The organism is Klebsiella sp. Sb-30 (genome assembly GCF_057652795.1).
The window spans coordinates 1,048,889-1,063,938 of record NZ_CM172749.1 but is presented as its reverse complement, the minus strand read 5'-3'; the positions used below and the strand labels follow the sequence as shown (position 1 = coordinate 1,063,938).

The window sequence follows — 15,050 nt, the reverse complement described above, 5'->3', positions numbered from 1 at the left end:
GACTTAGCCTTCGTGCAGCCCACACTCGCGCTTCAGACCAAAGAAACGCGTCTCTTCTTCCGCCATCCCCGGTTCCCATTTGCGGGTGGTGTGGGTATCCCCTACCGAAAGGTATCCCTGTTCCCACAGCGGATGATAGGTGAGGCCGTGCTTCTGCAGATATTGATAGACGGTGCGGTTATCCCAGTCGATGATTGGCAGCACCTTAAAGACCCCGCGCTGAATGGCCAGCACCGGGAGCGTGGCGCGGCTACCGGACTGTTCCCGACGGAGTCCCGCAAACCAGGTTTGCGCGTTCAGCGCTTCCAGGGCCCGGTTCATCGGTTCGACTTTGTTGATCTCATTGTATTTCTCAATGCCTTCAACGCCCTGCTCCCACAGCTTACCGTAGCGTGCTTCCTGCCAGGCGGCGCTCTCCTTCGCCCGATAGACCTTCAGGTTCAACTTGAGCTTATCCGTTAACTCGTCGATAAACCGATAGGTTTCCGGGAACAGATAGCCGGTATCGGTCAGAATGACCGGAATATCCGGCCGTACCTGATTAACCAGATGCAGGCTCACCGCCGCCTGAATACCAAAGCTTGAAGAGAGCACGTATTCGCCCGGAAGGTTTTCCAGCGCCCACGCAACGCGCGCTTCCGCGCTCAGCTTTTCCAGCTGGCTGTTGGTTTCCGCCAGTTGCAAAATGCGATCGACCTTCGGTAATTCGTTAAGGACGTGTAGATCGAGTACGGACATAAAGACCTCATTTGCCTGTTCTGCCGGGCGTACTGCATTTGCCCGGCCTACAAAACCAGTACCCGATAAGCTTAGCGCTTCCGGGCGATGCCGGGCTTATTCCCAGAAATCACGGGCTGGGTCGAGCACCGGGCGAATGATGCCCGCACGCACCGTAAAGTCGCCGAAGCCTTCACCCGCTTCGCGCTCTTTCGCCCAGCGCCCTACCAGTTCGTCGATCGAGTCGAGAATCTCCGACTCGGTAATGTTCTCGCGATACATCCGTGGAATACGCGTCCCGCTGCGGTTACCGCCGAGATGCAGGTTGTAGCGACCCGGCGCTTTACCCACCAGCCCGACTTCCGCCAGCATCGCACGACCGCAGCCGTTCGGACAGCCGGTCACACGCGTCACGATATGCTCATCGCTCACGCCGTGCTTGCCCATGATCCCGTCAACCTTATCAATAAACGACGGCAGGAAGCGTTCTGCTTCGGCCATCGCCAGCGGACAGGTCGGGAAGGAGACGCAGGCCATCGAGTTTTCACGCTGCGGGGTGACCGCATTCATCAGCCCGTGGTCGCGCGCCAGCTTTTCAATCCGCGCCTTTTCCGTCTCCGGTACGCCGGCAATAATCAGGTTCTGGTTCGCCGTAATACGGAACTCGCCCTGATGGATCTTTGCGATCTCCAGCAGACCGGTTTTCAGCGGACGGCCGGGATAATCAAGAATACGTCCGTTTTCAATAAACAGCGTCAGGTGCCATTTTTTGTCGATCCCTTTGACCCAGCCGATGCGATCGCCGCGACCGGTGAACTCATACGGGCGGATCGGTTCAAACTTGATCCCCGCCCGGCGCTCCACTTCGGCTTTGAAGGTTTCGACGCCGACGCGCTCAAGAGTATATTTGGTTTTCGCATTTTTACGGTCAGTACGGTTACCCCAGTCGCGCTGGGTAGTGACGACCGCTTCCGCGACCGCCAGAGTGTGCTCCAGCGGCAGATAGCCAAACTCGCTCGCCGTACGGGCGTAGGTTTTTTTGTTGCCGTGCTCAATAGACAACCCGCCGCCCACCAGCAGGTTAAAGCCTACCAGCTTGCCATTTTCGGCAATCGCCACGAAGTTCATGTCGTTGGCGTGCAGATCGATATCGTTCTGCGGCGGGATCACCACGGTGGTTTTGAACTTACGCGGCAGGTAGGTCTGGCCGAGGATCGGTTCTTCGTCGGTGGTGGCGACCTTTTTCTGATCGAGCCAGATCTCCGCATAGGCGCGGGTACGCGGCAGCAGGTGCTCGGAGATCTTTTTCGCCCACTCGTAGGCTTCAGCATGCAGCTGAGACTCGTGCGGGTTAGAGGTGCACAGCACGTTACGGTTCATGTCGTTGGCGGTGGCCAGCGCGTCCAGGCCAACCGAGTGCAGCATCTGATGCACCGGCTTCACATTCTTCTTCAGAATACCGTGGAACTGGAAGGTCTGGCGGTTGGTCAGACGAATACTGCCGTAAATGGTGTTATCGGCGGCAAATTTATCAATCGCCTGCCACTGCGTAGTGGTGATCACGCCCCCAGGCAGACGACAGCGCAGCAGCATCGCATGACGCGGCTCCAGCTTCTGTGCCGCACGCTCGGCGCGAATGTCGCGGTCATCCTGCTGATACATGCCGTGAAAGCGAATCAGCAGAAAGTTGTCGCCTTTAAAGCCGCCGGTAAGGGGGTCGTTTAAGTCTTCTGCGATCGTGCCGCGCAGGTAGTTGCTCTCTACCTTCATGCGCTCGGCGTCGGTCAGTTTACCTTCGACCACCAGAGGTCCTGGATGTTTTTCGCTCATTAGTAGACATCTCGCTGATAACGGCGCTCAACGCGCAGCTCACTCAAAAATTCGTCCGCCGCTTCGGCGTCCATCGCGCCAAATTCGGCAATCACTTCCAGCAACGTCTGCTCAACGTCTTTCGCCATACGATTGGCATCGCCGCAGACATAAATATGGGCGCCGTCATTAATCCAGCGCCACAGTTCGGCCCCCTGCTCGCGCAGCTTGTCCTGAACATAGACTTTTTGTTGTTGATCGCGGGACCAGGCCAGGTCGATACGGCTCAGCACGCCTTCTTTGACGTAGCGTTGCCACTCCACCTGATAAAGGAAATCTTCCGTAAAGTGCGGGTTGCCGAAGAACAGCCAGTTCTTGCCTTCCGCACCGTCCGCCGCACGCTGCTGCATGAAGGCGCGGAACGGCGCGATACCGGTACCGGGGCCAATCATAATTACCGGCGTCTGCGGGTTAGCAGGCAGGCGGAAGTTGTCGTTGTGTTCAATAAAAACGCGAACTTCGCCATCTTCTTCGACACGGTCGGCAAGGAAGCTGGACGCACCGCCAGCGCGAGCGCGGCCTTCGATATCGTAGCGAACGGCGCCCACGGTGATATGGACTTCGCTTTCTACTTCCGCCTGCGATGAGGCAATGGAGTAGAGACGCGGCGTCAGCGGACGCAGCAGGCCAATTAACGCGTCGGCATCCAGCTGCGCCGGAGAGAAACGCACCATATCGACAATCGGCGTGGTCGCGGCGTAGTGCTGGAGCTGCGCTTTATCGCCCACCAGCGGCAGCAGGGTTTCGCTGCGGGTTAAGGTCGCGTAATTCTCAACGATGTTAGCGGTATTGACCGTTAACTCGAAATGCCATTCCAGCGCTTCCGCCAGCGGCAGGGTTTTGCCGTCAACCGTGACCGGCTCATCACCTTTCAGCCACAGCAGCTCAACCAGCTCTTTCACCAGAGCCGGATCGTTCTGATACCAGACGCCCAGCGCATCGCCCGGCTGGTAACGCAGACCGGAGTCAGCGAGATCGATTTCAATATGACGTACATCTTTTTCAGAATCGCGGCCGGTGATTTTCTGATTCACCGCCAGCGTCGCCGTCAGCGGCGCTTCTTTGGTATACGGGCTGGAGTGAATGTCATTCACCGCCCCGCTCGGCGCTCCCTGGGCCGGAGCCGCGACGGGCGCACGAGATTTCAAGACTTCAACAACCCGCGCGCGCCATTCTGCCGCCGCAGGCTGGTACTCGACGTCTGCGTCAACGCGATCCAGCAGACGTTCAGCGCCCAGCTCAGCCAGACGGCTGTCAAAATCTTTTCCGGACTGGCAGAAGAATTCGTAAGAGGTATCACCTAAGCCAAATACCGCAAAGGCGGTACCCTCAAGCTTCGGCGCTTTTTTGGAAAACAGGAATTTATGCAGCGCAACGGCCTCTTCCGGCGACTCACCCTCACCTTGCGTCGACGTCACGATAACCAGCAGCTTTTCGGAGGCAATTTGTTTGAATTTATAGTCGCCTGCGTTCACCAGTTTCACGTTCAGCTGCGCGGCGATCAGATCGTCACGCAGCGCTTCCGCCACGCGGCGTGCGTTGCCGGTTTGCGATGCTGAAATCAGAGTAATGCCCGGCATTTCTGCAGCCTGAGCAGGAACCGCTGTGGCTGCGCCGGAGTGCTGATTCAGCACGCCCCAAAAGTAGCCCGAAACCCAGGCAAGCTGAGTCGGGGTGAAGTCTGTCGTGGCCGCCTGAAGGCGTGCCAGTTGCTCCGGGTTCAGCGGGAGCAAATTGGAAGGTGGGGCCTGTGTCGTCATGCGTCGTTATGTTCCAGTAAGCAAAGCTGTTATTCGCACCCTGTCAGCGCGGCAAAAACAGAAGAGGATGTATTTACTCTAAATAATTCGAGTTGCAGGCAGGCGGCGACGCAGTTCACCCCCGGGAGCTTATCTAAGTAAGTGACCGGGGTGGTCGAGGACAAATTCGTCAGGAACGAATTTGAACGCTGTTCACTGCGCCCGTTAGGGCGAGGCCCAAGGATGGGCCGAGTTATTGCCAACGCACATGCGGCTCGAAGTATGACGAGTTATAAGGTTAACGGCGCCGATAGTAACAATTAAAGAAGGGATGGAAATAACAAATAACCAAATGGACTAACCTGTTTTAGTTATAGTTATTAACAACAAAAACGATTAGCCAACGCTATGAAATTAAAAAGAATATTAAGGTACTCGTGGGTAAATACGTCGATATTTCGCTCAGGACCGTTTTAGTTAATGATAAAAAAACCGCTTTCCGGTACCCTACGGCGGTTTTTTTGTCTTATTGAGAGTAAAAGATGTCCACCACCCTGTTTAAAGATTTCACCTTCGAAGCCGCCCATCACCTGCCTCACGTACCGGAAGGTCATAAGTGCGGTCGCCTGCACGGCCACTCTTTTATGGTGCGTCTGGAGATTACCGGTGAAGTCGATCCCCACACGGGCTGGATCATGGATTTTGCCGAGCTCAAGGCGGCGTTTAAACCGACCTACGATCGCCTGGATCACTACTACCTGAACGACATTCCCGGTCTGGAAAACCCAACCAGCGAAGTGCTGGCGAAGTGGATTTGGCAGCAGATGAAACCGCTGGTGCCGCTGCTGAGCGCCGTGATGATCAAAGAAACCTGTACCGCAGGCTGCATCTATCGCGGCGAGTGATGCGCTGGCCGGAAACCGACGTTTCCTGGCGCGCAGAACAGAAAGGCCCGGTACGCATCCTGCGACCGGGCCTTTTTATCAGGCAATATTCAGATATTTATGCGTCTGCATTGAGAGCCGCCAGTTGCGGGCGATGCAGGTCTCAATACACAGACGCGTCGCATCCTCTTTCTGGCTGATGGGCTGCAGAGCAATAATCCGCGGCTTGTCGTCGCTCAGCGTTTCCAGCAGTTCGTCCAGCGCTTCGATATCGCGCACGCGGCCAACCGGATGCTTAATTTCATCCGCGCGCAGCAGCGCCTGCGACAGCACATCGTAGCCACCGCGCATATTGACCTTCGGTGAAACCGTCACCCAGGTGCGCGGGCTGCAGCGCACTTCATGGGTACCGCTGGTTTCAATCTGGCAACTGAATCCGTTCTGCTCCAGCAGCATGGTCAGCGGGGTTAAGTCGTGGATGCAGGGCTCGCCGCCGGTGATGACTACGTGACGTGCGGTCCAGTCCTGACGGCCGATAATCGCCAGCAGGTCTTCGCCGCTGGCCGGGCCCCATTTATCACTCTCTTTGGTTTTCGCCAGAATACTAAACAGCGACACTTCCCGATCCGCAAGCTTATCCCAGGTATGTTTGGTATCGCACCAGGCGCAACCAACCGGGCATCCCTGCAGACGAATAAAAATGGCAGGCACGCCGGTGAAGTAACCCTCGCCTTGCAAGGTCTGGAACATCTCGTTAATCGGGTACTGCATAATCATCTCTGTTTAGGTTCGAAACGAGCATTATCGCAGATTTAGCGGCCGAGGTCTTGTCCTCAGCTGCGATTGCCGGCGCTTAGCTGTGGCTGAAGTCAGACTAAGATTATAGCCTGCTGAGCAATTCTAAACGGTCCCTTCAGCTTTATTTCTCGCAGCCTTTAAAGACCTTCAACGACGGAAGAAATAAATCACCTCGACTTATTTCTGCATGTATTACGTTTTTTATACAGCGACTTTTGATGTAACTAAATATGTTTTAAATTACATTTAAACACCTATAACAACACCATTGAGAATATAACAATAATCATAAAAATCATATATGTACAAATTGAAACATGAAAAACAGAATCTTCTTCACTTCGCGGATGTCCAATGCTATCCACGCCCGTTCGTAACCTTAATTCGGTCTTAAGAAAGCCTTCCGACTCGCCATTTTCCATTGACTCACCGTTTAGTTTCAGCCGCCTAGAATCCAGCCGACCAACCATGATGAGACGGCGTTCATGAATACACTATTAATTACAGGCGTTACCGGTTTTCTGGGGGGAGCGGTTTTAGAGAATATCCTGAAGCAAAATAACGGGATTAATCTGCTGCTTTTAGTTCGAGCCGATAATGATGACGCGGCGCTTGCCCGGGTCAAAGAAAACATGCGCAAGTTCAATGTCTCTGAGGAGAAACTGGCGACGCTGGGTACGCAACATATTCTCGCGGGCGATTTAGCTAACCCCGCAGAATTTCTCTGCGACCCACGTCTGGAACAAGTGACTCACGTGCTCAACTGTGCGGCTGTCGCCTCCTTTGGCAATAACCCGCTCATCTGGAAGGTGAACGTGGAAGGCACCCTGCAGTTTGCCCAACGTATGTCCCGGGTTGCCGGGCTACAGCGCTTCCTGCATGTGGGTACGGCTATGTCATGTTCTCCCGAGCCCGATTCTCTGGTCGCGGAAAGCGCCGAGTTTCGCGAACGTGCCGAACACCTTGTCGAATACACCCACTCTAAATCCACGATCGAGCAGCTGATGCAGCAGACCTGCCCGACGCTTCCGTTGACGATTGCCCGCCCCTCGATTGTCGTGGGCCATACTCATCACGGCTGCCAGCCCTCCAGCAGTATCTTCTGGGTATTCAGCATGGGCTTAATGCTGCAAAAATTCCTCTGCTCAATGGAAGACCGGATCGATGTGATTCCCGTCGACTATTGCGCCGATGCGCTGATGCTGCTGCTTGATAACCAGCTTGCGCAGGGGGAAGTCGTGCATATTTCGGCAGGTGAAGAAAATAGCGTCAAATTTGCTGAGATCGATCGCGCCATGGCCTCGGCGCTGGAGCAGGTTCCCGTCGGCGATAAGTATGCGCAGGTCAGCTATGAGACGCTGGTCAAGATGCGTCGCGAACTGAAGGATATCTTCGGTCCCTGCAATGAACGTCTGATGCTCAAAGCAATGCGCCTTTATGGCGCCTTCGCAACCCTCAACGTACGCTTCAGCAACGATAAGCTGCTCAGCATGGGAATGCCGAAGCCGCCGCGCTTTACCGATTATATCGATCGCTGCGTGCAGACCACCCGCGGGCTTTCGATTCCGCAGCAGATGGCCGTTGATTTCAAATAAGCCTGTAAAACCCGCCGAGGCGGGTTTTTTATTCAGTATAAAAACCTCAGGCTTTGATGGCCGCCGCAAAGCGTGCCGTAATTTGCTGAGGACGAGTAATCGCGCCGCCAACCACCACGGTATGCGCGCCCAGTTCAAGGCACCGGGCCGCCAGCGTCGGGGTTTCAACGTTCCCTTCCGCCACCACCGGAATATTTACAGCAGCCAGTACATCGCGTAAAAAACCGCAGTCGTTTTCCGGCAGTGCGTGCCCCTCCGTTTCTGCCGTATAGCCGTAAAGCGTGGTGCCCACGCAATCAAACCCGAGAGACTGCGCCGTGAGCGCTTCTTCCGCCGTCGAGATATCCGCCATCAGCAGCACCGACGGGTACTTCGCACGAATTTCCGCGACCAGCGCATCCAGCCGCTGCCCACCGGGGCGCGGGCGAGCCGTGGCATCAAGCGCGATGAGTTCCGGCCCGACGCTCATCAGTTCATCCACCTCTTTCATGGTCGCCGTAATAAACACTTCGCTGTCCGGATAATCACGCTTAATGATGCCAATCACCGGCAGTGAAACCAGCTGTTTAATGGCAGCAATGTCCGCCACGCTGTTGGCGCGAATCCCCTCCGCGCCGCCCTCTTCTGCCGCTACCGCCATCCGCGACATGATAAACGGGCTGTGCAACGGCTCATTATCCAGCGCCTGGCAGGAGACGATGAGTTTCCCTTTCAGGTTATCCAGTACAGTTTTCATAACGCTAAGCTCTCTTCCACTTCATTTTTAATAATCGTGACGTGTGGGCCATAGATGACCTGCACGCCGTTGCCTCGCAGGATCACGCCGCGCGCGCCCGTGGCCTTCAATGCTTCCTGATCGACTTTCCCGCCGTCTTTTACCGTGACGCGCAATCGCGTGGCGCAGCAATCCACCTCTTCCAGATTATCTCGCCCGCCCAGCCCGGCAATCACTGCCGCCGCACGTTCGCTTTGTGGGATGGTATTTTCGACTGCCGCTTCTTTCTCCCGGCCAGGCGTCATAAAACCAAAACGGTTAATCAGGAAGCGGAACGTGAAGTAGTAGAGGCAGAACCACGGCACGCCGACCAGCGGCACATACATCCAGTGAGTTTTGGCTTCGCCCTGCAATACGCCAAAGAGGATGAAGTCGATAAAGCCGCCGGAGAAAGTCTGGCCGATGGTGATGTGCAGAATGTGGGCGATCATAAACGCCAGCCCGTCGAAGAAAGCGTGGATGACGTAGAGAACGGGCGCCACGAACAGGAAGGAGAACTCAATTGGCTCGGTGATCCCCGTCAGGAAAGAGGTCAACGCCGCTGAAAGCAGCAGCCCCGCCACGCGCTTCTTATTCTCCGGCTTCGCCGTGTGGTACATCGCCAGACATGCGCCAATCAGGCCAAACATCATGGTGATGAAACGCCCGGACATGAAACGGGACGTGCCGATAAAGAACTGCTGCGTATTCGGATCGGACAACTGAGCGAAGAAGATGCGCTGGGTGCCTTCCACCAGCTGTCCGTTAACGATTTCGCTGCCGCCGAGTGCCGTCGTCCAGAACGGTAAATAGAAGATGTGATGCAGGCCAAATGGGCCCAGCATGCGCAGGATAAAGCCATACAGCAGCGTGCCCAGATAACCCGTCGCATCGACCAGTCCGCCCAGGCCGAAAATCAGCTTCTGGAAATGGGGCCACACTACGGTCATAAGGGCCCCGACCAGAATCGCGGCCAGCGAGCTGATAATCGGGACAAAGCGCGAGCCGCCAAAGAATCCCAGGAACTGAGGCAGCGCAATTTTATTAAAGCGATGATGCAGGGCGCAGGTCACCAGGCCAATCACCACGCCGCCAAAAACGCCCGTTTCCAGCGTCTGAATGCCCAGCGTCATCCCCTGTCCCACCGCGCCCGGATTCTCATGCGCCAGCGTGCCGTTGAGGATAAGCAATGCGTTAATTGTGGCGTTCATCACCAGAAACGCCAGCAGCGCCGCGAGCCCGGCGGTCCCTTTGTCGGTTTTCGCCAAACCAACGGCAACCCCGACGGCAAACAGCACCGAGAGATTGGCAAACACAATAGAGCCTGCGCTGCTCATGATCGTGAAGATTGCCTGTAGCCAGGCAACATCCAGGAACGGATACGCCGTTAAGGTGTTCGGGTTAGAGAGCGCGCCGCCAATTCCCAACAGTAAGCCTGCGGCAGGCAGCACAGCGATCGGCAGCATGAACGATTTCCCGAAGCGCTGTGCCTTTTCAAACCATGCTCCGGAGGAGGCACCGCTGAACATTTGATTCATTTTTTCATTCCCCTGTTGTAGTGATGAAAATTTTTACCACAATTTAATTTATATGTGAAAATTATCATCACAAACCAGGAGGACGATCATACTTTTTTAAAATGACTGGCATCGATCCCCTGCTTTCCGCCACACTAGCCACAGAGAAACGCATTAAGGATCCTGCATGTCTGAAAATGAAAATCTGCTGTTAAGGCTGCGTCAGGGCGTGTCCGGCTACAGCCCGACACAGCAAAAGCTGGGGGAGTTTGTGCTGGGCGATCCGGCAAAGGTGCTTTACCTGACGATCACCGAACTGGCGCGAGAGAGTGAGACCAGCGAAGCCAGCGTGACCCGCCTGTGCCGCACGCTGGGCTGCAAGGGCTACAACGAATTTAAGATGGCGCTGGCGCTGGATATTCAGCAGGGTCAACCAACTCAGCGCAGCGGCGATGAAATTGATAACGTGGTCAATGAATCCGTTCAGGCCTTACAGGACACCGCAAAGCTGCTCGACAGGGCATTGCTCGAACAGGCGGCTCAGGCGCTGCATCAGGCAGATGCGGTGCAAATATACGGCGTGGCGGCCAGCGCCATTCTTGGCGAGTATCTGCATTACAAGCTGCTGCGCCTCGGCAAGCCCGCGCAGCTTTTCAGCGACATGCATCGCGCGGCAATGAATGCCACCACGCTTTCAAAAAACACGCTGGTGGTGGCGATTTCCAGCTCCGGCTCCACACGGGATCTGCTGCACGTGGTGAAGCTTGCCCGCAAGCGCGGCGTGCAGGTGCTGTCGCTCAGTAACACCCCGCGTAGCCCGCTGGCTTCGCTGAGCGATATTCAGCTGGTGGCGGCAAAGCCCGAAGGGCCGCTGAGCGCAGGCGCACTCAATGCTAAAGTCGGCGTAATGCTGCTGGTGGAACTGCTGACGACTTCGCTGATTGCACTTGATGAGCACTACAGCGACGTCAACCAGCAAACGGCCAGCGCAACGCTGCCGCTGCTGCTGTAAATCGGTTAGCTTCAGATATAAAAAAACCCGCCAGGGCGGGTTTTTTAGATTAAGAGCGAAAGTCAGTCTTACTGACCTTTGATCTCTTTACGACCGTTGTACGGTGCTTTTTCGCCCAGCGCTTCTTCGATACGAATCAGCTGGTTGTATTTAGCAACGCGGTCAGAACGGCTCATAGAACCAGTTTTGATCTGGCCTGCAGCGGTACCCACAGCCAGGTCAGCAATGGTAGCGTCTTCAGTTTCGCCAGAACGGTGAGAGATAACGGCAGTGTAGCCAGCGTCTTTCGCCATTTTGATCGCAGCCAGAGTTTCGGTCAGAGAACCGATCTGGTTGAATTTGATCAGGATGGAGTTAACGATGCCTTTCTCGATACCTTCTTTCAGGATCTTGGTGTTGGTTACGAACAGATCGTCACCAACCAGCTGGATTTTGTCGCCCAGGACTTTAGTCTGGTATGCGAAGCCATCCCAGTCAGATTCGTCCAGACCGTCTTCGATAGAGACGATCGGGTACTGTTTGGTCAGCTCTTCCAGGAAGTGAGTGAACTCTTCAGAGGTGAACGCTTTGTTGCCTTCGCCGGCCAGAACGTATTTACCGTCTTTGTAGAATTCAGACGCTGCGCAGTCCATCGCCAGAGTGATGTCTTTGCCCAGCTCGTAACCTGCAGCTTTAACCGCTTCAGCGATAACAGCCAGCGCTTCTGCGTTGGAGCCCAGGTTCGGCGCGTAGCCACCTTCGTCACCAACTGCAGTGTTCATACCTTTAGCTTTCAGAACTTTAGCCAGGTTGTGGAACACTTCAGAACCCATACGTACGGCTTCTTTCAGGGATTTAGCGCCAACCGGCTGAATCATGAATTCCTGGATGTCGACGTTGTTATCAGCGTGCTCACCACCGTTGATGATGTTCATCATCGGAACCGGCATGGAGTATTTGCCCGGAGTGCCGTTCAGCTCAGCGATGTGTTCGTACAGCGGCTGGCCTTTAGAGGCAGCGGCTGCTTTGGCGTTAGCCAGAGACACAGCCAGAATTGCGTTCGCACCGAAGTTAGATTTGTTTTCAGTACCGTCCAGGTCGATCATGATTTTATCGATGCCAGCCTGATCTTTGGCGTCTTTGCCAAGGAGAGCCTGAGCGATCGGGCCGTTGACAGCGCCAACAGCTTTCAGTACGCCTTTACCCATGAAACGGGATTTGTCGCCATCGCGCAGTTCCAGCGCTTCGCGGGAACCAGTAGAAGCACCTGACGGAGCTGCTGCCATACCAACGAAACCACCTTCCAGGTGTACTTCGGCTTCAACAGTCGGGTTACCACGGGAGTCGATGATTTCACGACCGATGACTTTAACGATTTTGGACATTAGGTTTTCCTCAGTACAAGTTAAACTAAAACTCCAGACAAACAATGCACCCGAATGGGTGCATTGCCGTTCTAACTCTTTTACTTCGCCTGACGCTTTTGATACTCGCTTGCCGCTTTCACAAAACCTGCAAACAGCGGATGGCCATCACGCGGCGTCGAAGTAAACTCCGGATGGAACTGACAAGCAACGAACCACGGGTGATTCGGCACTTCGATGATCTCGACCAACTGATCATCCCCGGAACGGCCCGCAACACGCAGGCCCGCATTTTCAATCGGTTTCAACAACATGTTGTTGACTTCATAGCGGTGACGATGTCGTTCAGTGATGGTCGGCTCGCCGTACAGCTGGCGAACCAGGCTCGCGTCGTCCAGCTGGCACTGCTGCGCGCCCAGGCGCATGGTGCCGCCGAGGTCGCTCTTCTCAGAGCGCACTTCAACGTTGCCTTCTTCATCACGCCATTCAGTAATGAGTGCCACTACCGGGTACTTACAGTCTGGCACAAATTCTGTGGAGTTGGCGTTTTCCATCCCCGCTACGTTGCGCGCGAACTCAATCAGCGCAACCTGCATACCCAGACAAATACCCAGATATGGAATGTTATTTTCACGCGCATAGCGCGCAGTGGCGATCTTCCCTTCAACACCGCGGTAGCCGAAGCCGCCAGGGATCAGGATAGCGTCCAGATTCTTCAGAATTTCGACGCCGCGCGTTTCCACATCCTGCGAATCAATCAGCTTGATGTTCACGGTCACGCGGTTTTTCAGACCACCGTGTTTCAGCGCTTCAATCACGGACTTGTACGCGTCCGGCAGTTCAATGTACTTGCCGACCATACCGATCGTGACTTCACCTGCCGGGTTAGCTTCTTCGTAAATCACCTGCTCCCATTCGGCCAGGTTCGCTTCCGGACAGTTTAAGCTGAATCGTTTACAAATATAATCGTCCAGCCCCTGAGATTTCAACAGGCCTGGAATTTTATAAATGGAATCGACATCTTTCAGAGAAATAACAGCCTTTTCCGGAACGTTGCAGAACAATGCAATTTTTGCACGTTCGTTGGCCGGTACCGCGCGATCGGAGCGGCAGATCAGGATATCTGGCTGAATACCGATGGAAAGCAGCTCTTTTACGGAGTGCTGGGTCGGTTTGGTTTTGACTTCGCCGGCTGCCGCCATATACGGCACCAGGGTCAAATGCATAAACAGAGCATGCTCGCGACCGATTTCTACCGCCATCTGACGGATAGCTTCGAGGAACGGCAGGGATTCGATATCACCGACGGTACCGCCGATTTCAACCAGCACCACATCGTGACCTTCACCACCGGCAAGCACGCGCTCTTTAATCGCGTTAGTGATGTGCGGGATAACCTGTACGGTTGCGCCCAGATAGTCACCGCGGCGCTCTTTACGCAGAACGTCGGAGTAAATACGACCCGTGGTGAAGTTGTTGCGGCGGCTCATTTTGGTACGGATGAAGCGCTCGTAGTGACCCAGGTCCAGATCGGTTTCAGCGCCGTCTTCAGTAACGAACACTTCCCCGTGTTGGATTGGGCTCATGGTGCCCGGATCGACGTTGATGTACGGATCCAGTTTCATCATGGTTACGTTAAGCCCACGGGCTTCGAGAATAGCGGCCAGGGAGGCTGCGGCAATGCCTTTACCCAGAGAGGATACGACCCCGCCGGTCACAAAAATATAGTTCGTTGTCATGCTGAACCTGAGAAGTTAGGGTGAAACGATGGAATAACCAGGACGGGAAAGTAGTATACCCGAACACGACGAGCGCCACAAACTTTCATTCTCCGTCTCCTTTCCAGGTCATGACAAACATAAGGAGTGAGAAAATAGCCCCTTTTGGGTAAATGTTTTTGACGCAAATCAAGCGCTTGTCATTTAAAAAATCACACAAATAGCGCTTGATCGCAAAATTTCGTTAGAGATCAGTTTCCTGGCGTTTTACCTCTTGCCACACTTCTTCCATGATATCGAGGTCTACGCCGGTCATTTCCAGCCCGCGAGCGGCGACAATTCGTTCAACTTCCCGGAAACGACGTTCGAATTTCAGGTTCGCTTTCTGCAAGGCGACTTCAGCTTTTACCCCTAAATGGCGGGATAAATTGACCGTTGCGAACAGCAGATCGCCCATTTCCTCCTCCAGTTTAGCTTCATCTACGACCGCCTGCTGCGCCTCGTGCATGACCTCATCGATCTCTTCATGCACTTTATCCAGCACCGGGCCGAGCGACGTCCAGTCAAAGCCTACCGCCGAACAGCGACGCTGAATTTTATGCGCGCGCATCAGCGCCGGCAGGCTGTGCGGAATATCGTCCAGCGCGGAATGCTGCGCCTTTTGCGCACGCTCAGCGCTTTTGATTTGCTCCCAGCGTGCCAGCACTTCGGCGCTGTTGCCGGCAGTCGCATCGCCGAAGATATGCGGATGACGGCGCTCCAGTTTGTCGCTGATGGCGGCACAGATGTCGTCAAATGCAAAGCGGCCCTCCTCCTGTGCCATCTGGGCGTAGAACACCACCTGAAACAGCAGGTCCCCCAGCTCGCCACGCAGATCGTCGAAATCTTCACGGGCGATGGCATCCAGCACTTCGTACGTCTCTTCAAGGGTATACGGGGCGATGGTGGCGAAGGTCTGCTCTTTGTCCCACGGACAGCCGTTTTCCGGATCACGCAGGCGTTTCATAATGCCAAGCAGGCGATCGATTTGGGTCATAGTGTTTCCTTGCAACATATTGGTTTTATTTACCTTCCCCGGATAAAACACGGGGAAAAATCAGCGAG

General features: G+C 54.9%; 12 protein-coding genes. 3 read left to right on the top strand and 9 right to left on the bottom strand.

From position 1 onward, the window contains the following. Positions 1-3: 3 nt before the first annotated feature. The 3 genes from cysH to cysJ all read right to left on the bottom strand — a co-directional run bounded on the left by cysH (position 4) and on the right by cysJ (position 4,346). Positions 4-738 (bottom strand): phosphoadenosine phosphosulfate reductase, encoded by a 735-nt coding sequence (gene cysH, locus AC236I_RS05065; RefSeq protein ID WP_004866964.1) that lies wholly within the window; start codon positions 736-738, stop codon positions 4-6. Between the two features lie 96 nt (positions 739-834). Next, positions 835-2,547 carry an assimilatory sulfite reductase (NADPH) hemoprotein subunit gene (gene cysI / locus AC236I_RS05060; RefSeq protein WP_004866966.1) on the bottom strand — a complete coding sequence of 571 codons (1,713 nt, stop codon included), beginning with the start codon at positions 2,545-2,547 and terminating at the stop codon, positions 835-837. Continuing rightward, complete coding sequence (gene cysJ / locus AC236I_RS05055) at positions 2,547-4,346, bottom strand: NADPH-dependent assimilatory sulfite reductase flavoprotein subunit (RefSeq protein ID WP_015585862.1); 1,800 nt, start codon at positions 4,344-4,346, stop codon at positions 2,547-2,549. The genes cysI and cysJ overlap by 1 nt, the downstream gene beginning before the upstream one ends. A gap of 521 nt (positions 4,347-4,867) precedes the next feature. Here cysJ and queD point away from each other — a divergent pair. After that, complete coding sequence (gene queD / locus AC236I_RS05050; protein ID WP_004866969.1) at positions 4,868-5,230, top strand: 6-carboxytetrahydropterin synthase QueD; 363 nt, start codon at positions 4,868-4,870, stop codon at positions 5,228-5,230. Positions 5,231-5,308: 78 nt separating this feature from the next. Here queD and queE read toward each other — a convergent pair whose 3' ends face one another. Then, positions 5,309-5,980 carry a 7-carboxy-7-deazaguanine synthase QueE gene (gene queE / locus AC236I_RS05045; protein WP_004866972.1) on the bottom strand — a complete coding sequence of 224 codons (672 nt, stop codon included), beginning with the start codon at positions 5,978-5,980 and terminating at the stop codon, positions 5,309-5,311. A 512-nt stretch (positions 5,981-6,492) separates the two neighbouring features. On the opposite strand from queE, the gene AC236I_RS05040 reads away from it, so the two are divergent. Then, on the top strand, positions 6,493-7,602 hold the full coding sequence (locus AC236I_RS05040) for an SDR family oxidoreductase (protein ID WP_064367854.1): 1,110 nt from the start codon (positions 6,493-6,495) through the stop codon (positions 7,600-7,602). Between the two features lie 46 nt (positions 7,603-7,648). On the opposite strand, the gene AC236I_RS05035 is transcribed toward AC236I_RS05040, so the two are convergent. Then, entirely contained in the window at positions 7,649-8,338 is a 690-nt protein-coding gene (locus AC236I_RS05035) for an N-acetylmannosamine-6-phosphate 2-epimerase (protein ID WP_004866975.1), read from the bottom strand. Next, positions 8,335-9,894, bottom strand: a complete 1,560-nt coding sequence (locus AC236I_RS05030) for a PTS transporter subunit EIIC (protein ID WP_004866978.1) — start codon at positions 9,892-9,894, stop codon at positions 8,335-8,337. The genes AC236I_RS05035 and AC236I_RS05030 overlap by 4 nt, the downstream gene beginning before the upstream one ends. 166 nt (positions 9,895-10,060) lie before the next feature. Between AC236I_RS05030 and AC236I_RS05025 the strand changes: the two genes are divergently transcribed. Then, complete coding sequence (locus AC236I_RS05025; RefSeq protein WP_004866980.1) at positions 10,061-10,885, top strand: MurR/RpiR family transcriptional regulator; 825 nt, start codon at positions 10,061-10,063, stop codon at positions 10,883-10,885. A 68-nt stretch (positions 10,886-10,953) separates the two neighbouring features. On the opposite strand, the gene eno is transcribed toward AC236I_RS05025, so the two are convergent. The 3 genes from eno to mazG all read right to left on the bottom strand — a co-directional run bounded on the left by eno (position 10,954) and on the right by mazG (position 14,982). Further along, on the bottom strand, positions 10,954-12,249 hold the full coding sequence (eno, locus tag AC236I_RS05020; RefSeq protein WP_004866982.1) for a phosphopyruvate hydratase: 1,296 nt from the start codon (positions 12,247-12,249) through the stop codon (positions 10,954-10,956). Between the two features lie 80 nt (positions 12,250-12,329). After that, on the bottom strand, positions 12,330-13,967 hold the full coding sequence (gene pyrG, locus AC236I_RS05015) for a glutamine hydrolyzing CTP synthase (RefSeq protein WP_004866984.1): 1,638 nt from the start codon (positions 13,965-13,967) through the stop codon (positions 12,330-12,332). A gap of 223 nt (positions 13,968-14,190) precedes the next feature. Then, complete coding sequence (mazG, locus tag AC236I_RS05010; protein ID WP_004866986.1) at positions 14,191-14,982, bottom strand: nucleoside triphosphate pyrophosphohydrolase; 792 nt, start codon at positions 14,980-14,982, stop codon at positions 14,191-14,193. Positions 14,983-15,050 lie beyond the last annotated feature (68 nt).